General features: G+C 38.8%; 13 protein-coding genes and 3 pseudogenes. 9 read left to right on the top strand and 7 right to left on the bottom strand.

Translation table 11 applies throughout. From position 1 onward, the window contains the following. Window positions 1-49: 49 nt before the first annotated feature. Entirely contained in the window at window positions 50-415 is a 366-nt protein-coding gene (locus P20495_RS10750) for a DUF4870 domain-containing protein (RefSeq protein WP_008136117.1), read from the bottom strand. Between the two features lie 182 nt (window positions 416-597). Here P20495_RS10750 and P20495_RS10755 point away from each other — a divergent pair, with 182 nt between their 5' ends. The 4 genes and pseudogenes from P20495_RS10755 (at window position 598) to P20495_RS10765 (ending at window position 4,347) form a co-directional block, all read left to right on the top strand. Further along, window positions 598-1,299: a spondin domain-containing protein gene (locus P20495_RS10755; RefSeq protein WP_007377306.1), complete on the top strand. Its 702-nt coding sequence runs from the start codon at window positions 598-600 to the stop codon at window positions 1,297-1,299. 10 nt (window positions 1,300-1,309) lie between these two features. Next, window positions 1,310-2,034 (top strand): annotated as a pseudogene (locus P20495_RS20520) (spondin domain-containing protein). A gap of 89 nt (window positions 2,035-2,123) precedes the next feature. Then, window positions 2,124-2,849, top strand: a complete 726-nt coding sequence (locus tag P20495_RS10760) for a response regulator transcription factor (RefSeq protein ID WP_007377304.1) — start codon at window positions 2,124-2,126, stop codon at window positions 2,847-2,849. Window positions 2,850-2,859: 10 nt separating this feature from the next. After that, window positions 2,860-4,347, top strand: a complete 1,488-nt coding sequence (locus P20495_RS10765) for a cell wall metabolism sensor histidine kinase WalK (RefSeq protein WP_008136112.1) — start codon at window positions 2,860-2,862, stop codon at window positions 4,345-4,347. Window positions 4,348-4,395: 48 nt separating this feature from the next. On the opposite strand, the gene P20495_RS10770 is transcribed toward P20495_RS10765, so the two are convergent. Together P20495_RS10770 and P20495_RS20515 are read right to left on the bottom strand one after the other, a co-directional pair. Then, on the bottom strand, window positions 4,396-6,570 hold the full coding sequence (locus P20495_RS10770) for a S9 family peptidase (RefSeq protein WP_008136111.1): 2,175 nt from the start codon (window positions 6,568-6,570) through the stop codon (window positions 4,396-4,398). A 72-nt stretch (window positions 6,571-6,642) separates the two neighbouring features. Further along, window positions 6,643-7,842 (bottom strand): annotated as a pseudogene (locus tag P20495_RS20515) (transposase). Between the two features lie 348 nt (window positions 7,843-8,190). Here P20495_RS20515 and P20495_RS10775 point away from each other — a divergent pair. From P20495_RS10775 to P20495_RS10780, 4 genes and pseudogenes are all read left to right on the top strand, one after another. Continuing rightward, the gene (locus P20495_RS10775) at window positions 8,191-9,981 is read left to right on the top strand and encodes a hypothetical protein (RefSeq protein WP_008136108.1); all 1,791 of its coding nucleotides are present in this window, start codon (window positions 8,191-8,193) and stop codon (window positions 9,979-9,981) included. 635 nt (window positions 9,982-10,616) lie between these two features. Further along, window positions 10,617-11,087, top strand: a pseudogene (locus P20495_RS22720) (transposase). A gap of 150 nt (window positions 11,088-11,237) precedes the next feature. Beyond that, window positions 11,238-11,609 carry an IS110 family transposase gene (locus P20495_RS22715; RefSeq protein WP_008136106.1) on the top strand — a complete coding sequence of 124 codons (372 nt, stop codon included), beginning with the start codon at window positions 11,238-11,240 and terminating at the stop codon, window positions 11,607-11,609. Between the two features lie 151 nt (window positions 11,610-11,760). Continuing rightward, the gene (locus tag P20495_RS10780) at window positions 11,761-12,231 is read left to right on the top strand and encodes a DUF2721 domain-containing protein (protein ID WP_008136105.1); all 471 of its coding nucleotides are present in this window, start codon (window positions 11,761-11,763) and stop codon (window positions 12,229-12,231) included. 55 nt (window positions 12,232-12,286) lie between these two features. Here the strand turns inward: P20495_RS10780 and P20495_RS10785 are convergent, their stop codons facing one another. Continuing rightward, window positions 12,287-12,820, bottom strand: a complete 534-nt coding sequence (locus P20495_RS10785; protein WP_008136104.1) for a hypothetical protein — start codon at window positions 12,818-12,820, stop codon at window positions 12,287-12,289. 11 nt (window positions 12,821-12,831) lie between these two features. Further along, on the bottom strand, window positions 12,832-15,171 hold the full coding sequence (locus tag P20495_RS10790) for a S8 family serine peptidase (protein WP_008136103.1): 2,340 nt from the start codon (window positions 15,169-15,171) through the stop codon (window positions 12,832-12,834). A 225-nt stretch (window positions 15,172-15,396) separates the two neighbouring features. On the opposite strand from P20495_RS10790, the gene P20495_RS10795 reads away from it, so the two are divergent. Continuing rightward, window positions 15,397-15,849, top strand: coding sequence for a cytochrome c (locus P20495_RS10795; protein ID WP_008136102.1), 453 nt, complete (start codon window positions 15,397-15,399; stop codon window positions 15,847-15,849). A 114-nt stretch (window positions 15,850-15,963) separates the two neighbouring features. Here the strand turns inward: P20495_RS10795 and P20495_RS10800 are convergent, their stop codons facing one another. Then, entirely contained in the window at window positions 15,964-19,119 is a 3,156-nt protein-coding gene (locus P20495_RS10800) for an efflux RND transporter permease subunit (protein ID WP_008136100.1), read from the bottom strand. Between the two features lie 14 nt (window positions 19,120-19,133). Next, the gene (locus P20495_RS10805; RefSeq protein WP_008136098.1) at window positions 19,134-20,312 is read right to left on the bottom strand and encodes an efflux RND transporter periplasmic adaptor subunit; all 1,179 of its coding nucleotides are present in this window, start codon (window positions 20,310-20,312) and stop codon (window positions 19,134-19,136) included. Window positions 20,313-20,390: the final 78 nt, after the last annotated feature.

Genomic DNA, 20,390 nt, shown 5'->3' with positions numbered 1-20,390 from the left:
ATAATAGATCACTAATTTAATGCAATGGGTATAAAAATAAACTGTGTGTTTATTTTATCAAATTTAAACTAAACGGATAATTAAACTCTTTTCCTTCGTTAGCTTTAATACTCGCCAGTACAACCATTACAAACCCAAAAATTGCCACTAAAGGCAGTAATATTAAACCTATCACTGCAAATATTAGTACAAAACAAACGAGGTAGGCAATTGCCATAGTTATCTGAAAGTTAAGTGCTTTTTTGCCATGTACGTCAACAATAGGCATTTCATCTTTTTTAATTAACCACACAATTAATGGCCCAATTATTGAGCCAAACGGCACAATAAATCCAGCTAATGCACTTAAATGACATAGCATAGCCCACGTACGGTCATCTTTATTAACTGGTTCAACCTGTTGATTTTCTTCCATAACACTCTCCTTTTTGTTTCATGTATGTTGCCTTTTAATTAAACAAATGTCCATAAATCAACTGCTGTATTAGCAAAAAATCACAGCGTAAAATCTTGTGATAAAAAAGTGATAAGTTTGTGAGAGTTTCTGGAGACGATTATTCAATACTTAACTCGAATCATCACTTACAGGAAATAATAATGAAAGCTTCTACATTAACAATTGCAACTCTTTTAGCGGCAGCTAGCCAATCAACTATGGCCGCAGAGTTAGATTTAAAAATAACCAACTTAACTCAAGGCATCCATTTTACACCCGTATTAATAACTGCTCACGACAGTGAAGATAAACTGTTCGAAGTAGCAACGGAAGCCTCTACCGCATTACAAACAATGGCTGAGGGCGGAAATATTGCAGAACTAGTTGCGCAAGCAACTGCCGCAGGTAGTGATATGGCTGCAAACCCGGCTGAAGGTCTACTTGCGCCAACAGTATCTGCAATGGCAACCCTAACGACATCTGATGGTAACGAATACCTTTCTGTTGCCGCAATGCTACTTCCTACAAATGACGGTTTTGTCGGTCTTGATAGCTGGAAAATTCCAACTGAAGCTGGAACGTATACTGTGTTTTTAAATGCTTACGATGCAGGTACTGAACAAAATAATGAACTTGTAGTAGAAGGTTCAGGTGCACCAGGTACGCCTGGTATTCCAGCTGCTCCTGGTGGTAATGCTGGTACCGGTGGTGCTGGTTTAACAAGCACCGATAGCAATATTAATATTCATATTCATCCTGGTAACTTAGGTGATGACGATCTAACCGCTGGTAATAGTGACTTAAGCAATACAGTGCACAGATGGTTAAACCCAGTAGCAAAACTAACCGTTACGGTTAAGTAGGAGCGCTATAATGTCATCTTTTAAAAACTTTAAAAAAGCGCTTTAATACTAGCGCTTGCAACTACTCTTGCAGCATGTGGCGACAATGATAGCAACGAGCCTGATCAAGTAGTTGCACCAACACCAGCACCGACAGCTACCAGCTATGAATTTAACGTTACTGTAAGTAATTTAACTGCTGGTCAACCATTTTCACCAGTTGCCGTTATTGCACACCATGAAGGTACGCTATGGCAAATAGGCAGTCCTTCATCAGTGGCATTAGAAACAATGGCTGAAGGCGGGGATAACAGCCAACTCCTTACATTTGAAAATGGTATTGCTAATGCATCGAGTGAAGGTCCAGTTGGACCTGGTGCAAATACCACAATCACGATTACTACCGACACGCTTGAAGTACTAAAACTATCGGTTGCCACTATGATGGTGAATACAAATGATGGGTTTACCGGTCTTAGTGCTGTAGATGTATCTACATTAGCCGTTGGTGAGTCTATTATGCGCACCACCGTTGCTTATGATGCAGGTACGGAAGCAAATACAGAATCAGCTGGTACATTACCGGGTCCTGTGGATGACGGCGAAGGCTTTAATGAAGCCCGCGATGATGTTGATTTTGTAGCAAGACACCCTGGTGTAGTTACTAATGAAGACGGGCTATCAAGTTCAGTGCTAAGCCCTGAACATAAATTTGATAATCCATTGGCGAAAGTTGTCATTACTCGAACTCAGTAATTAATATTAACGATATTTACGCGTTGACATACCAGCTTGTAATGGGGAAGTAAGGGAGCACGGATGCCCCCCTTTTTACGAGGTTATACATGCGTCACGAAAAATTATTAGTAGTAGAAGACGACAGAGAAATAGGTAAATTAATTACCACGCAGCTTACTTCACTTAACTTACATGTTGATCATGTTGTGAGTGCCGAGCTTGCTTTAAAAAAAATAGCTAAGCACCCCTACGGACTCATTTTACTCGATATAAACTTACCGCAAATGGATGGTTTGAGTTTATGCCGAAAAATAAAAGAACATTATCCTACTACCTCTGTGATTTTACTGACCGCGCTCAGTAGCGATATGGACAGAGTGATTGGTCTTGAAATGGGCGCAGATGATTATATTTGTAAACCATTTTTTGCGCGTGAGTTACAAGCCAGAGTAAAGACCCAACTGCGCCACAGAGCACAATTACTTGCCAGTCAGAATAACGATAACTCACCCGTTGATAGCGAACAAACGCTAAACGTAGGCTCACTCCACATTGAGTTCAGTTCGCACCAAGTTTATTTAGGCAAGCAAGCACTCAACCTTACCGCCACCGAATTTGATTTACTTGTTTATTTTGCACGCCACCCTAGTCATGTTTTTAGTCGCCAACAATTACTCGATAAAGTATGGGGATATCAACATAGTGGTTACGAGCACACAGTTAATTCGCACATAAACCGCTTACGCGCCAAGCTAGAAGAGCACCAGAAAATGCCCATTATAGAAACAGTTTGGGGTGTGGGTTATAAACTAAACCCTAGCCAACTAAATTAAGACTCCTATTATGAAATTATCTTTGTACCAAAAATTAGCCATATCGTTAGTTGTTATATTTTGTTTTATTTGTGCACTTGTTTATGGCTGGAGCAAACAATTAGAACTTACTTCAAAACACCATGGTGAGCAAAATCTGCATTTAGTGTTAGCTGAGCATTTAGTACAAGATAACCCATTGATAAAAGAAGGTGTTTACGACTATAAAGCGCTCGAAAACCTTTTTCATACTTTAATGCTATTAGGTCCTGCGTTTGAATTTTATTTTGTAGACGAAACCGGAAAAATTCTTACTTACTCAGCAAAACCAGGAAAAGTTAAGCGTAACTATATCGATTTAGCGCCTTTAAAAAAGCTCATTAATGACCCTAAAGCAGCACCTATCTATGGTGATAATCCGCGCAATAAAGACCAACAAAAAATATTTTCGGTTGCGCCTGTATTTAATCACGACAAGTTACAAGGTTACCTATATGTAATTATTGGCGGTGAAGCCTACGATACCTCCCTCAATACTATAAAAAATAATGACAGGCTATGGCTAGCCGCTTTATGGCTTGGCTCCGCTTTAGCCTTTTTACTCATTGCAATGCTAATTTTACTGCGTTTTTTCACCAATCCAATACAGCGTTTAGCCCGTGATGTAAGCAATATCGAAGCAGCTAATTACAGCCTTACCGACACCAAGCTAAGTAACTATTCAACACAAAAAAGCAATGAAGTACATAGTTTGGGTCGCAGTATTCAAGCAATGCTTACCCGCATTAATGAGCAATTTAAAGCACTTGAAGAGAGCGATAAACAACGCAAAGAGTTACTCACTCACTTATCGCACGACCTACGTACACCACTTGCATCATTGCAAGGATTTTTAGAGGTTTTAAATCAATCTGGTGAGCAATTAAGTCAAAAAGAACAACAAGAATACTTACAAGTGTCGCTTAATAATTGCGGACAATTAAAATTACTCATAGAGCAAATATTTGAACTTGCCCATTTAGAAAATGGCGAAATAAACATAAATAAAGAAACCTTTAATTTAGGCGAGTTAATTTATGACTGCATTGCTAAATTTAGCTTAGCTGTAAATAAAAAGGGTATTCATTTATCGGTAGAACCTGCAATTTGTGATTTCCCTGTTGTAGCCGATATCGCAAAATTAGAACGCGTATTAAGTAACTTAATTGACAACGCTATTAGGCATACGCCTAGCGGTGGTAGCATTGCAGTGCATGTAAAGCGCAGTGGCGACAATCAGCTATTCGTGCATGTTTCAGATACTGGCGTTGGAATAAAACAAGATGAACTGAGTGCTATTTTTAATCCTCACTATCAAGCCACTAATTCAAATAAAGCGGGTCGTCAGCAAGGCGGCTTAGGGCTAGCTATATGTCGGGGGTTATTGAAACTGATGGACAGCGAAATTAATGTACACAGTGAACTTGGTAAAGGCACTATATTTAGTTTTAACCTACCACAAAAAAAAGTGCTTCTTTAAGAAGCACTTTATATTCACATAATGACCTGTTTTAGCTCAACAGGTTCGTTACTTTTTAATACCTGCTAAATCAAGAATAAACGCATAATAGAATGCGGTATCTTCTAAGCGCTTAAAGCGACCCGATGCACCACCGTGCCCTGCTTCCATATCTATTTTAAACAGTAATTTATTGTTATCCGTTTTATAATCACGAAGTTTTGCAACCCATTTTGCAGGCTCAAAGTATTGAACTTGTGAATCGTGCAAGCCTGTCGTTACTAGCATATTAGGATATGCTTGCTTAGAGACTTGATCGTATGGCGAGTAAGATAGCATGTAATCGTAATAGGCCTTTTCGTTCGGGTTACCCCATTCGCCATACTCGTTTGTGGTAAGCGGAATACTCGCATCTAGCATAGTGGTTACTACATCGACAAATGGCACCGCAGCAACCATGCCTTTATAAAGCTCTGGTGCTTGGTTTGCTACAGCGCCCATTAATAAGCCGCCAGCACTTCCACCTCGAGCAAATATTTCCCCTTTTGCACCATACTTCTGAGTCACTAATTCTTTGGTTACATCCACAAAGTCATTAAACGTGTTCTTTTTTGTCAGTAATTTACCGTCTTCGTACCAAGGACGACCTAACATTTGCGAGCCTCGAACATGAGCAATGGCAAATACAAAGCCACGGTCTAACAAGCTCAAGCGTGAGCTGGAGAACGTTGGATCCATCGTTGCCCCGTACGAACCATAACCGTACTGCAGCAATGGATTTGTACCGTCTTTTTTAAACGCATCTTTACGATAAACCAAACTTACCGGTACTTTTATACCGTCACGCGCAGTTACAAAAATGCGCTCTGAGGCATAGTTGTCAGCACTAAAGTCGCCCAATACAGTTTGTTGTTTAAGTAATGTTTTGTTGCCTGTTGCTAAATTTACATCGTATGATGAATCAGGCGTTGTCATGCTTGTGTAGTAAACACGTAACGTATCGCTATCAATCTCATTATTGCCATAAGTGCTAATTGTATAAGCGCTGTCGTTAAAGCTCAGTGGTAACTCTTTACCTGTTTTTAAATTGCGAGCAATAAGTTTTGACTGACCCATTTCACGTTCTTGATATACTAGGTAGTTACCAAATAAATCAATGCCCTCTAGTTTGACATTATCACGCGCTGGGATCACACTTTGCCAATTAGCTTTGTTACCCGCTTTATCAACATCCACTTTCATTAGCTGAAAATTTACTGCGTTTAAATTAGTTACAATGTAGTAAGTATTTCCTAACTTCGAAATTTCATATTCCAGCCCAGCTTCGCGTTCAATTAAGCGTTTAGGCATTGCCTTAGTATCATCAGCACTTAATACAGATACGCCTGATGCAGCCGTGCTACTGTGCCAAATATAAATCTCTGACTCATCTTTGCTTTTACTCATACCCATGTAGTAACTGGTATCAGTTTCTTCGTAAATTAGCTCATCATCAGCTTGCGATGTACCTAATGTATGACGATACACTTGGTAACCTAGTAGAGTTTGTAAATCTTTTTTAATGTAATAAACAGTTTTATTATCGTTTGCCCAAACTATACCGCCGTTGGTGCCCTCAAGTGTATCTTCGAGTAATTTACCGGTTGTTAAATCTTTTATTTTTATACTATAAATACGACGGCTAACAGTATCTTCGCCATAAGCCATTAAATTGCCATTCGGACTTACATTTAAGCCACTTACTGCATAATAATCATGGCCTTTCGCAAGCTCATTTACATCTAAAATAACTTGCTGATCCGTACCTGCAAAATCGCTGCTGCGTAAGTAAGTAGTGTACTCGTTATCGCCGCGTGTTTGCGTTGAGTAAAAATAATCACCGTTTTTAACTGGGACTGAATCATCGTCTTTTTGGATACGCCCTTTTAGCTCTTCAAACAATTCACTTTGCAGCGTTTTGGTATGTGCAAGCATTGCATCTGTGTATGTATTTTCAGCTTCTAAATAGTTAATCACCTCTGGCGCTTTACGTTCGTCATCACGTAACCAATAGTAATTATCTACACGTGTGTCACCATGAATAGTCATCTCATGAGGCACTTTTTTAGCAACTGGGGCAATAGCTTGGGCTACTTGAACCGTTTTAACTTGTGTATTATTTTTTTTGGTTTCTTCAGGGGCTTGATTACAGCCACTTAAAATAGCTAGCGATAATGCAGCAAGTGCGAATGGAGTACGTTTCATCAGTCAAAGTCCTTGTTGTATTTAATTTTTATTAAGTAATTAAATATACCTAAAAATAACTCCTGTTGTGATTTAGTTTGTGAAGCTATGTAAAAAGGGAGTCAAAGCTCTAATGCCGTTCAAGACTTTTTTATTTCTAGCGTACCGCTGCGGTTTTGGCTTGACTGAACGAAGAAAACCTCGCTCTCTTCGGGGCTTTAGAATTAGGCTTTCTGCCATGCCATACAAGTATTTTAATTGACGTGGTATTGCGCCAGATGTTGGATTAGGCAATCCTACGAGTAGCCTCATTATTTGAGCTAAACTACCATTGAAACTTAGTTGGTAAGGTAAATAATCACCTTTTAATGTGTGGCACATATTTATCACCTGATATCGCACCATATTATAAGCCAGCAACACTCCCCGCAGTTCTTGCTTTACAAGCGCTGGTAGACGACTTCTTAATGTTAATCGATTACCGAGCATATATTGCTTTTCTTCACGATAACCAAGCTCTATCTCCCAACGCTGACTGTATAGATCCTCAATATCTGCTAGCGTAGGTCACATTTCACTTGCCCTTGGGTTACTGCTAAGCTGGACTAATTTATCACTATGCCCTAATGTCTGAATAACTTTATATTGCACATTCTTTTTCAGTGGTATTAACCAATGACGTTCACTGCCGATCGTTTGCCATTTATGTAAAAGCCCTAAAGAATAAAGCGAGACTGTTATCCGGTATGGTTTCTATAAGCTTTTCAGCCAACACCATTTCATTGACCTTGTAATCATCAAAGCGTTGCCCGTTATTAAATGACTACTCAGCTCCATTTGACACACCATTCTGACTTGTGGATATTGTATATTGGTCGGTTTTGTAAAGGCCTCGTTGTTTTGGGGGAGTCATCCGTACGCCAAGCAACACCATCGACACCAAGCAAAGTAGTCTATGCCAGTGTCTTTGGGGGCATTCAAACAACGCTTTCATGGCGGCTTCATTCAGGCTCTTACGACGCTAAGTTAAAACGCTTGGCGCAATAAATGGCTTCCCATTTCGGTCAACAACATCGAGTATGTTAACAACATCAGCCATAGATTTGTCATTATAAATAACCATACCCTTTAATAACCAAACCATTGATTTTAAAGTTTTTATTTTAATGGTGTAACGGTTTCGGTCAGCGCATAGGCTTCTTCTATACGGAATAAAGGAAGTAAACCTGCGAGTATTTCAACATCATTAGGTTTGATGTTGTTAATAATATCGTGAGCGTTAGAAAGTTGCATAAAAAAATCCGAATTCTACAAAATAATTCGGATTCTTACATACCTAGAAGATCGTTCAAGTGCTATTAGCTATTTCTTAAATGATCGGCATTAGAGCCGAAGTTCCCTTTATTTAGTACCTACAAAGTATTTTTTAAGTTTACCCTTGCTTGCGACGACGTATGAATGCAAAAGTTGAGAATATTAACTCTGTAAAATAACTGCCATCATAGCATTACGTACATATAAATTAACAGGCATCAAAAACGCAACAAAAAACAATGAAAAAAACAAAAATATACAATTCATTTACTTTAGTGCCCATGTTGGGTATTGTGCATCACTCATTTTTAAAAAGGAAAAAAGAAAGTGAAGAAATTTAGCGTTACAATCCTAAAAATAGCAACTTTATTGCTTTCATTTCAGGCTGCTGCCAGTAATGATCACCTTGCGCCAAGAGCGCCCTCTGATGTTAGGAGCTCTATAATACAGGGTTCACTAGATAAGCAAGGTTACGAAATTCGTAAAGTTGAGTATGTAAGTGTCGATGGAAGAACTATAAAAAAAGAGCTATATTTTATTGACTCTGCTTCTGGCGCACAAAATGCGTATAACAATGCTGGTCTATCTTTTGAAGCATATCAAGAGACAGTTGAAGACTTTAATTCTCCATTAACTTTCAGTAAACATACTAGCACTCCATTAAACTCAATCAGTTCTTCTGACGACTTGTCATCCGGTATGTTGACAATCATAGATGCAGAAGCTGATGCTATATCCTCTCAGTCTCAAGCTGATGCTTATATTGCAAAGTGGGGCCTAGACGTTGATGAAGATTTGGATAGCGATTCACTAAACAGTGAATATGGAAGTTCATGTCCTAGAAAATATAAATGCCGCACAAAGCAATATCAAAAAAGCATAAATAAAGATATTGATAAAAGCTTTGAATTATACAAAGGGGCTTATGGTTCAGTGGGAATGGATGTTATCGGCTCAGTAAAAGCCGATACGACTGCAAGAGTTGATTACCGATACAAGAAGAAATGGGGGATTAAGTATAAAGTTCGCGTTGATTTTTTAGACTCAAAATTAAATTACCGCTTCGAAGGCTCTCTGGGTCTATATGGTAAAGCAGAACGAACATTTAAAGGAAAAGAATTTGAACTTTTTCAAGCTAAAGTATATGACAACATTTTCATGGTCGGATTTATACCTGTACAAGTCGATGTAAAAACTTATGTACGTGCTGGTACGGGTGATTTAAAGCTTTCTGCAGGAGGTGAGATCGGAATGGTGAAGCCATTCTTAAGCGAAGGAACATTTAGTTATGTTTGTGACAAAAGTAAGTGTGTAAAACAAAGTGAGTCATTTAATAACGCGGACCAAACTTTAAATAGCGACAATTTGGCTTACCAAGTTACTGCAAAAGCCGAAATTGAACCCTACATAAATGCGGCAATTCGCGGCCGTCTTTATTGGGGCTCTGTTTATGCTGAAGTAGGTTTACAACCTTCTATACCATTAAAATTATTCGGTTACGTTGGAAATAGATGTGGTGATGGTGATGGTGATTTTGTAAATGAAAGAGTTACTGCTGGCTTACTAAGTGCTGATATACGCGCTGGTATAACTTGGAAAACAAAAGTTCTACAATATAAATCAAATCGCAATTATAAGCAGTTTTACCGTAGTAACTTAGGCTATAAAGATTTACTAAGTCCTAGTACTGCATTATCCCCGATAATTAAGACAACCATTAATGGCAATACAGTTACACTCCAAACCTCATTACGCAATTGCATCGTAAACGAACTCGATTCAAAACATCAAGATTTTACTATTTACTGGGGTACTAAAGGCACTAAAAGCATATCAAATCTCAATAATACTAATACATCTACAAAAACGCTAAACCAAGGTTATCATACTATTAAAGTAAAGCATAAAAGTGGTGCATATACACAAAAAGAGATTCATATTACCTCAACTGGTGGTGGTCGACTTGACCCACCAATAGTATGTCCTGTTCCATTACCAATAGCTCTTCCTCCAGGTATCATAGGGGCAATTGCATGCCCGATATTTGGGAAGCCACCAGCAGGTTACATTTGTTCACCCGAGCCTCCTAAATGCGATGAAGGTTTACCAACATTTTAAGTTGAACGACTTTTAGAGATTGCTTTAGCAATCTCTAAAACTAATCTATAGCCTTCTATAATTTAACAACTCTTTTTTAATCTAAAAAAGAGCTACATATTGGATCTAAGCTGACACATTAACCCAGCAGTTTTATTTTTCAAGAAGCTGACCCGTTAAATAATATGACATTCACTTAGGGTGATGAAAATAAATTGTAAGCCATTACTTTATAGTTTCACTTCAAAGTATCAGCTGCATTTTAATGATGTAATCTTAATACTTTCAAAAGGTAAAAACACCTTAAGCCTAGAAACCTAATGGGCACTAATTTATTGAGCCTTTTAACAAAAAGTCCTTTGTATATTAGTAATCTCCCCCATTTTTAATTTCGTCATTTTTTCACCCAAATTTGTATGTTTATTAGCATAGCCTTTCTTTCTTGATAGGTGGCCAAAATCACTGCACCACTTGTATCTTGAGGTTTTGGATGATTAGCTATCTCCAAGCTCTAAAATCAGTGAGGATGTTGTACCACGTAATGTTTAACATTGAACTGTAGATTATCCCCTGATTTTACTTTCTCTAATACTGGATGGTATCCGAGCACTTAGTGATTTACTAATGATGCTGTATGTACAAGTGGAGTCATTGATATGAGATTAAATGTTGGAATTGATGTAAGCAAAGAAACGCTCGATCTCTGTTTATTATTAAATCAAGGCAAGAGCGGCAGCAAATTCAAATGCTTCAAAAACAGAAATATTGACTATTTAGCCATCAATGATTGGATCTTGAAGCTATCTAAATGTCAGCCTAATGACATTATCATTACGATGGAATCCACAGGGGTTTATCATGAAGCAATAGCCCTGTATTTATAAACTATGGGCTTCCAAATCTTTATTTCAAATCCTGGCAAAGCTAAGAAATTTTCGCAAGCACTAGGATTAATCCATAAAACTGACAAGTCAGATGCGTATATGCTCGCAAGATATGGGGCCGCTCAAAATGAGCTGATTCATTTATGGAAGCCTGATGATGCTAATACCAGAAATATCAAGGCTTTAACTCGCAGATTATCCGCTTTTAGAAAAAGATCGTTTAAGAGAAAACAACCGACTTGAAGCAAGTGAAATCAGCGATGCTCATGATAGAGTATTACTCTCAATTACTCGTATTATTAGGATCATAGAAGACGAAATTCAAGAGATTGAAAACGAAATCGATACTATTATCTCTGCTTGTCCTACCATGAAAAGAACCATGATTTACTCATGAGTGTCATCGGTATAGGTAAGGTAATGTCCCGAGAGTTAGTCTATTTATTTTCAGCTAAAAACTTTTCAACAGCTAAGCAAGCTGCAGCATATGTTGGCCTAATACCTAAGCTAAATGAATCAGGTTCGTTTAAAGGGAGAACGACACTGAGTAAAATTGGTCCATCAAGAATTCGATCCAAAATATTTTTAGCAGCAGTTAGTGCTGGAACCCATAACCCAGATATTAAAGTACAAAAAAATCGACTTCTAGCTGCTGGGAAAACAAAGATGCAAGCGTTAGGTGCAGCAATGAGAAAGCTAATTCAAATTTGTTTTGGGGTGATAAAGAACCAAACAAGGTATCAGTCCGCATTAGCTTTAAATTAGGTTTGTACTCGGTTCTGAGAGATGGTATCTACAATCGTTATATTTTTATAATGACTTGTACATTTGAGCTGATGCTTAACTTTCCTAATTCTATTTTTTATATTACTGTTCTTATCCGTATAGAAAAAGTAATAGATGTAAAAAGAGAATTATGAATAACGACGTAATTAATATATTAACAATGGCTAAGGTTATACAAACAGCTGTTGCCCCTGTATTTTTAATCACGGGTATTGCTGCTACTTTAGGTGTTTTATCTAATCGTTTAGCACGAATCACCGATAGAGCACGTCAGTTAGAGCGCAAGCTAAAAGTAAGTACAGACGAAGACTTTAATAAATCACTCGCTACAGAGCTGCGCGCCCTTTTAAAGCGTTCTCGATGTATACATCTTGCTTTTAGCTTAAGTGTATTGAGCGCACTACTTGTATGTGCCGTGGTTATGTTGTTATTTTTATCGCATATTCAATCTATAAACTTAGGCGTTACAATTGCCTGTTGTTTTGTAGCAGCAATGGCTTTGCTTATATGCGCATTTATGTCGTTACTTGGTGAGGTGTTTTTAGCGACTAGAAGCATGCGCCGCGGGATGATATTTGCAGATATTGATATAAACGATTAACTTTTTCACAAAAAAACCGAGTAACTAATGTTACTCGGGGCTTATATTAAATAACTTATCGTGCAGTATAAATCGTCTCTAGCACTTCAATTCTGGCTTCTTTAGCATAACCTGAAGCATTTAACTGCTCTACTGAAACTAAAATATCTTGCCCATCATTCACAGCTAAAACGGCAATCTTAGTACCAGGAAATACAGACACCACTTTTAATCCAGCTGCTACAGCAATGTCGCTAGCAGTAAAACCATCTTTTAAAAGTACCGTAATATTACCTGATAAAGTACTTAAGCTATTAGTTAGAACGTTACGTACTAAAGTTCCTTTAGTTACTAAATCAGATGTACTTGCAATGCTTACAACCGCCATATCGCCTTTTTGCATAACTACATGCTCATCGGCAGCAACACTTGAAGGCACTAGGCGCAAGTTTCTCTCTACCTTATAAGAGCCAAAGTCAGCCTTAGTATACTTGACACTAGACACTTGTTTTTTTGGTAATTGAATCCTTTCATCAAAGCTTGTGTTTGCCGTAGCGCTTACAGAAATACACGCAGCAGTACTTAATACTATTAATTTATTTATTTTCATTTTGATAATCCTTACTCTTGACCTGCGTGACCGAATGCGCGTAAAGACACACCCTCTAAAATACTCGCTGAGCTATTGTTAGTAATACCTGTTATTACGCCACCAAAGATATTATCAGGGGCTTTACTAAATGCATAACTATTTGCACTTGTATCTAGTAAACGAACTGTCCAAGTACCTTTAGTCGACTCACCATAAAACGCATTTGAAAGCATTACTGCATCTTTTAAAACATACCCACTACTGAACCCAGTTGAAGTATTGTATGCTGGGTATAGCATCGCTTGTTTAGAAGACAGTAATACACTGCGTGTACCCGCTGGTGATGTAACTTCAATAGCTAAATCTGTACCGGCTGAAGTTTGTGTACCATCGCTTAAGCCAAAGCTCATTTCAGCATTGCTTACATCTAACTTAAACTGCATTGCTTCAATGCTTAGCTCTTCAGTCACTTCAATTTCTTGTGTAAGACCCGTTGCATTGTTATCTGGAATTTCTAGTGCAAGTGCATCTTCAGAAATTGTTGAACCAACACCACTCCATTGAGTAATAACTTGCTCACCTAACGTAACATCATAAGCCTTAGCCATAGAAACCGCGGCACCAGCATCTGCACGACCAAAACCATACAAATTGTTGAAGTTATAACCTGCAGCATTTTCAACCCAACCGTCGTGAGCAACAAATTCGCCTTCACCAATTGCTAATTTAACAGCAGCATTATCTGCATCAATTAAAGTACTTGTTGACGCTAGGATGTGGCGAACGTCACGCCATGTTAAATCAGGATTAGCTGAAAGAATTAACGATACCACACCCGATGCATTTGGCGCAGCAGACGATGTACCATTAAACGTCGAAGTATAGTTACAGCTTGCATTATCTGCATGACCTGGGTAGTTAAATGGATATTGACTTGCAGCAGTCTCTTCACCGTAAGCCGCAGCCCATGCTGCAATAGAGCCACCATTAAAACCTGAATAACCATTAATACAAGTCATTTGATCCGTTGTTACCATTGCAGGAGCAAAACGACCATATTCACCCGCTGGAGCCGACACCATTACGTTGGCACCCGCTGTAGAATAACTAGTATGTTTACCGTTAGCATTTACTGCAGCAACACTTAAATAATAAGGATGACCTTGGCTTGGCTCAAAAGCACCATTGTAACAAGTTAAACCTAATTCATTAGCACCATTATCAATACAAAACGAGCCTTCTCTGTCACCATCAACGAATGAGTTACCGCTAGATTTCATGTTTAGCGCACCTTTACCATCACGAAGGTTGAGGTTAGGGTAGGATTCAATTACTTCATCTAGTTCTGAATAGCCAAAGAATGCAGGGAACGTAATACCGTAACTACGGTTAAAGGCTGAAATATTCTCGGACGTACTAATACCACTACCAGGGAAACCATGAACAAGTAAATCTGTTTGTGCTACTTTATCTCCACCAAGGTAATTCATTCCGATCAAGCCTGCGTCTGGTGCCACACCACGGCCGCCTTTGCCATTCCAACCTTTTGCAGCAATCAAGCCGGCGACACTTGTTCCGTGATCACCACTGTTTGATGTACTTGTAGGATCTGTACGATCCAGCGCTTCAGCGTTAAGATTTAAAGAACGATTTGGTAATACATTATCCACTAAATCTTCGTGGCGAACTTCCATACCTGAATCAACAACAACAGCAGTTACACCAGCACCTGTAATGCCTTGAGCATAAGCGGCTGTTACATTCATATCTTCACCAGCAACAAGCCCTTCTTCTTCAGCAGTAGAAAAACTAGCATTAGCTCTTGCTTGCGCTTCTTCTTCGGTATTACCTAATTGATTTACGTATAAATTGATTAAGCCTTGCTTCATTTCATCGCTTAATGAATATGCTTTTTGACCTGTATTATTTAAGTGCCATTGTTGGTTGGCTAATGGATCACCAACAACTCCTGAAATACTTATTTGCGCAGAAGCCATTTTACCATTTGCGTGTACTGTGTAATCAATAACAGCATCACCATCCAACATTGGAACATAAGTAAATGATGCTCCCTCTAAAGTTAGAGTGCCGTGACTAAATGTGAATACGCCATCTTCTGCAGCCACTTCTTCACCATTTTCAGTGAAGCTAAATGTAAGTGTATCGCCATCGTTATCGCTGGCTTTTAATTCTGCAGTAACAGGGATCCATTGCTTTAAATCTACGACAACAACATCACTCGCTTTAGGCGCTACGTCAGTAACTAATGGTACACTATTTTTATTATCGTCATCACTACTTCCACAACCAGAAAGTGAAACCACTATTGCAGCAGACAATGCTGACATTTTAAAAATATTATTTTTCATAAACTCTCTTTGTTAGTTATTTTTATGATAAGAGGAAGTTACACAATAGGAACCAAAATAACAACGAGGTGTTTACAGTCATTAACAATAAAGACAATAGATGTAACGATAGGGTAATCATTGTATGCTTAGTTAAAGAAACAATTATTAAGCACATATATTAACTTGAACATTCAAAGAAGCTAATGTAGAACAAAATTAACAATTACTTTAACAGGGGCAAATATGAAATTTAAAAAAATCTTAGCAACAATCGCGCTAGCAACATGCGCACTTAGCGTATCGGCAAATTCTGCATTTAAAGAGCCAAGTGACGCCATTGAGTATCGCCAAGCTGCATTTTCAATGATCTCAGTACAAATAAGCGATATGGGTGCAATGCTAAAAGGCAAAGTACCTTTTGACGCAGAGCAATTTAAAAAGCGTGCTAACAACGCAGCTGCACTTTCAAAAATGCCATGGGAAGCTTTTTACGAAGGTACTGATAAAGGCGATACAGCGGCACTTGCTGCTGTTTGGGCTGAAAACGATACTTTTATGAAAAAAGCAACTGCATTCCAACAATACGCAGATGAGCTAGCAGTAGCTGCTCAATCAGGCGATAAGGCCGTAATTGGTAAAGCTTTTGGCGCATGGGCTAAAGGCTGTAAAGATTGCCATAAGCAATTTAAAGATTAATTATTGTTGTTTTAATACTTAATGTAGTAACAACAAATGATAAAAAGCACTGAATGGTTAATTATTCAGTGCTTTTTTGTACCCAGCATTTAAGCCCGTATGTTATTTATTGAGCTAAACCTTCTGCGGGCGACGTTTAAATACAGCCCTAATCCCACCCAAAATGCGTGGAAACACCTTACCGATATCACTTAATATAATGTACAAACATGGCACTAATATAAGTGTTATTAATGTTGCAAACATCACTGCAAAACCAAGCGCTACCGCCATAGGTATTACAAACTTAGCCTGTAAGCTTGTTTCAAACATAATGGGCAATACGCCTGCAAATGTAGTGATTGAAGTAAGTAATATAGGTCTGAACCGAGCACAACCGGCATCTATTACAGCATTTTTAATACTAACACCTGTTTTACGGGCCTGATTCACATAATCGGTCATAACGAGTGAGTCGTTTATAACCACCCCTGCTGCTGCAATAATACCAAAGCCAGACATTAAAGTTATATCCAAACCAAACCAGTAATGCCCCCATATTGCTCCCGTTAAGCTAAATGGAATCACCGACATAACAATAAGTGGTTGCGCATAACTCTTAAGGGGTACGGCTAATAAAATATACACCAAAATCATACCACCGAAGAAAAACATCTTCTGCTGATTAGCTTGATCTTGTTGCTCTTCAATGGCGCCACCAAGTTCTGACTTAACACTTGGGTACTCTTCTTTAAGTTGTGGTAGTAATTTTTCTTTAATTTGCTCAACAACTTCGTTTGGCTCAATCACTTCTTCATCTATGTTTCCATAAACATACACAGTACGATAGCCCCCTTCACGGCGGATATAACTAATACCTGGTGTTTCTGTTAGCTCTACTACATCACCAAGCAGTACTTCACGACCTTGCGGGGTAGTAACAACCGCATGCTTAAGTGACGAAAATGCCTCTCGAGTCAGTTTAGGGTAACGCACCATTACACGTACTTCCTCGCCTCGGCGAATAACACGTTGAGCCTCACCACCGTAAAAGCTTGCCCCAACTTGATTTGCAATAGAAGCTAAGTCTAAACCTAAATCGTAAGCGACCGGTTTTAGGCTCATTTGCACTTCTTTACTGGCAGGGTCTATTGTTGAGCTAATATCAAACAAACCTTCTTGCTGTTGCAGCAATTCTATAAAGCGACGACCAGCATTATTTAATGTATCAATATCTGAGCCATATAATAAATAACCAAATTCGCCGTCACTGCCTCCTCCATTTACATCATCATAAATGGTTAATGATTTAACACCGGCAATATCAGGCATGGCTTCGCGCCAACGGCGTGATAATTCAAACGCGTTATAAGGACGCACACTTTCATCAACAAGAGGTACAAGCACTTGGGCTTCGGTGCGCCCTTGGTTAAATACTAAAATATCTCTTATGAGTTTTTGACCATATTTGCGCTCGGTATCTTCATCAATCGCAATCACCATCGCCTCTATTTCACGAATAGCATTTATTGTTTGTATGTCTGATACATTGTCATTCATTTCTAGATTTATTTGTGGGTAGTCATGCGGAATTTTTGGCATAAACCCAGTACGAACTTGATTTGATGAGATTAAAGCAAAGGTTACGATCAACAGGGCGATAAATGAAAATAATACTGACCAACGCCATTCAACACAACGTACAACAAAGCGCTTATATGGGCCATTTACAAAACCAAAAAATCGCGTATTAAACCGATCTCGCCAGCCCCCCTCTTTTATTGGTGAAAAATGAGTGTGGGCAATATGGGCAGGCAATATCAACTTTGATTCAATCAAACTAAATACCAAACACAGCATTACCACCACAGCTATACCATAAAAGAAGGCACTTTCTGGACCTGTAGATAACGTAAATGGAGCAAATACTGCAATGGTAGTTAGTACACCAAAAGTTGCGGGGGTTGCTACGCGTTTTGCGCCATTAACCACATTAACAACACCGCCGCCTTTTTTCTCTATTTCGGTGTAGGCACTTTCGCCTATGACAATGGCGTCGTCCACCACAATCCCTAGCACCATAATAAAAGCAAAAAGTGATAAAATATTAATGGTTACACCAAACAGTGGCATCATCATCATTGCGCCCAAAAAGCACACTGGTAAACCAATCATTACCCATAATGCCAACTTAAAGCGTAAAAAGATTGATAGCATAATTGCAACCAAAATAGCGCCCTGAATGAGGTTTGTAACCATCATATCTAAGCGGGCATTTAAGTAATACGTGAAATCCATTAATGGCTCTAAACGAACCCCCAGGGGTAGCTCTTTGTTTTTTAATTCTATAAATGCTTTTACTGAATCAGCAACTGGGATAATACTTTGCTCTTCAGTCGCTTTTACCGATATATAAACCGCATTTTCACCATTGAATTTAAAGTAACGCTCACCCTCAGTGAACTGATCTTTAATCACGGCAATATCTTGCAGTAACACTTTAGCGCCATTAGCCCCTATTTTTACCGGTATTTGTCTAAATTCTTCACCTGAGTAAAACTGATTTTCGACGCGTACAGAAATAACACCTGCGTCTGTTTTTAATTGCCCCGCCGAAAAGTTAGCTGAGTAACGACGCACTGCATTCATTACATCACTAAGGGTTAGGTTATATTGACGAAGCGTATCGGGTTCTATTTCAATTGCTATTTCATCAAGAGGAACATCGTTTACCACTAACGACACGTTAGATAGCTGTAGTAACTCATCCTCTATTTGGTTTGCTATAGGCTTAAGCTCAGTAAGAGGTAGGTCAGCAACAAGCGTCATACCTATTACATCTTGCCTAAACTCAACCTGACTTATGGTGACCGGTTCCATACCGGCTGGGAACGTTGCTATACCATCAACACGTAACTTTACTTTATCAAGCACATCGGTAAGTTTTGCATCGGTGTTTATTTCCAGGCTTGCTGTACCGCCATTTCTAAATGCGCGATACACGCCTTTTTTAATTTCGGTCACATCTTTTAGTGACTCTTCTATTTTTATAAGTATGCTTTCTTCTATTTCTTGTGGTGAAGCGCCAGGATAGTTAGCTTCAATATTAATGTAGTTAATTTCTACATTAGGGAACATTTGACGTTGGATATTTAGAAAGCTAATAATCCCCATCACCACAATAAAAATCATCATTAGGTTGGCAGCAACGGAGTTATTGGCAAAATAAGCAATAATACCGGTTTGTTTTTCAGCGTTAGACGCTGTATTTGGTAGTTCAGTGTTACTCATAACTCAGCCTACCTTTATAATTTTTCAGTGGAAGCATTTTCAAGTGCCTCTGTTTTTTTAGTATCTTGAAGGCCCGCAATTTTTACAGCCATACCTTTTTGCGGATATTCTGGCAAAGTAATCACCAACTTATCATCTGCTTGCAAACCATCACTGATGTAAAAGTACTCACCCTCTTCACGAATAACTGTGACTTTGCGTGGCTCAAGCTGTTGCTCTTCATTAACGATCCATACGGTTTTGTTATTAACTAACTCTTGCGGTAAACGGTAAATATTATTAAGCATTGCACCGGCAAAATTTATCTGTACGTAGCTACCAAACTTAATCGCTGGTTGTTTATTTTTAAGACCGTATGGGTCTTCTATACGCACCACTAAACTGCTCATACGCGTAGCGTTATCAACAATTCCTAGGTCGCGGTCAATTACACCTTCTCGGGTAAAGCTGTTTAGGCCTTTTTGAATAATCGTGGCGGTAATGCCTTTAATACGTTCTGGCAAAAAAACGCTATCGAATCCTGCGATAGGAATAATCACTTCAGCGGTCTCAATATTATTGAGCTCAGCAACTTGCGAACCCATAGCGACAAATTGTCCAACACCTATATTTCGGCTAATTACCAACGCATCATAAGGGGCTGTTACATCACAATTATCCAAATCACGTTGCGCGCGCTTTAATGCAGCTTGCGCCGACTTAACAGATGCTTGTGCACTGAGCACTTGAGGTTTACGTAAAAATAAATCGGTACGCGCTTTACTTGGAAAGCGCTTGGCTTCGTCTTCGGCTACTTGCGCTTGAGCTTGCTCTTCAATTAAACCGGCTTGCGCGCGGGCAAGCTCTGCCTCTGCAACAAGTACTGCACCTTCATAGTTATCTTTTTCAATAGTAAACAGCGTCTCGCCACGAGCAACTACACCACCGGCTACAAAATTAGGGTGCCAACTTAACACCTCGCCCGACACCTGCGCCGAAAGCTGTGTATTTTCAAGTGGTTTTACTTCGCCGTAGCTATTAATGATAACTTGGTGATCATTTGCTGCCACAGGCTCAACTTGCACCGTTGGACGAGCATCAATAACTTCTTTTTTTTCTGATTCTTTTGCAATAGCGTTAATTGCCATAAAACCAACGATACCTAAAGCAAGCGCGACGAATGGAAAAACCCATCTAAGTGAATTTGATTGCATATCTTATTTATCCCTAAAATTCTATTAACACCATAATACCAGAGCTATAAGAAACATTAAGATGACATTTGTAAGCAA

Origin of the sequence: Pseudoalteromonas sp. BSi20495, from assembly GCF_000241185.1 — a bacterium.
Classification (GTDB): Bacteria; Pseudomonadota; Gammaproteobacteria; order Enterobacterales; family Alteromonadaceae; genus Pseudoalteromonas; species Pseudoalteromonas fuliginea.
Note: the sequence above shows the minus strand (reverse complement) of the source record. Positions and strands in the feature narration are given on the sequence as shown.

Coding starts and splice junctions, on each gene's coding strand:
- P20495_RS10765 (WP_008136112.1), top strand. CDS start 2,860: ATGAAATTATCTTTGTACCAAAAATTAGCCATATCGTTAGTTGTTATA.
- P20495_RS10760 (WP_007377304.1), top strand. CDS start 2,124: ATGCGTCACGAAAAATTATTAGTAGTAGAAGACGACAGAGAAATAGGT.
- P20495_RS10750 (WP_008136117.1), bottom strand. CDS start 415: ATGGAAGAAAATCAACAGGTTGAACCAGTTAATAAAGATGACCGTACG.
- P20495_RS10785 (WP_008136104.1), bottom strand. CDS start 12,820: ATGAAAATAAATAAATTAATAGTATTAAGTACTGCTGCGTGTATTTCT.
- P20495_RS22715 (WP_008136106.1), top strand. CDS start 11,238: ATGAGTGTCATCGGTATAGGTAAGGTAATGTCCCGAGAGTTAGTCTAT.
- P20495_RS10780 (WP_008136105.1), top strand. CDS start 11,761: ATGAATAACGACGTAATTAATATATTAACAATGGCTAAGGTTATACAA.
- P20495_RS10770 (WP_008136111.1), bottom strand. CDS start 6,570: ATGAAACGTACTCCATTCGCACTTGCTGCATTATCGCTAGCTATTTTA.
- P20495_RS10795 (WP_008136102.1), top strand. CDS start 15,397: ATGAAATTTAAAAAAATCTTAGCAACAATCGCGCTAGCAACATGCGCA.
- P20495_RS10790 (WP_008136103.1), bottom strand. CDS start 15,171: ATGAAAAATAATATTTTTAAAATGTCAGCATTGTCTGCTGCAATAGTG.
- P20495_RS10800 (WP_008136100.1), bottom strand. CDS start 19,119: ATGAGTAACACTGAACTACCAAATACAGCGTCTAACGCTGAAAAACAA.
- P20495_RS10755 (WP_007377306.1), top strand. CDS start 598: ATGAAAGCTTCTACATTAACAATTGCAACTCTTTTAGCGGCAGCTAGC.
- P20495_RS10805 (WP_008136098.1), bottom strand. CDS start 20,312: ATGCAATCAAATTCACTTAGATGGGTTTTTCCATTCGTCGCGCTTGCT.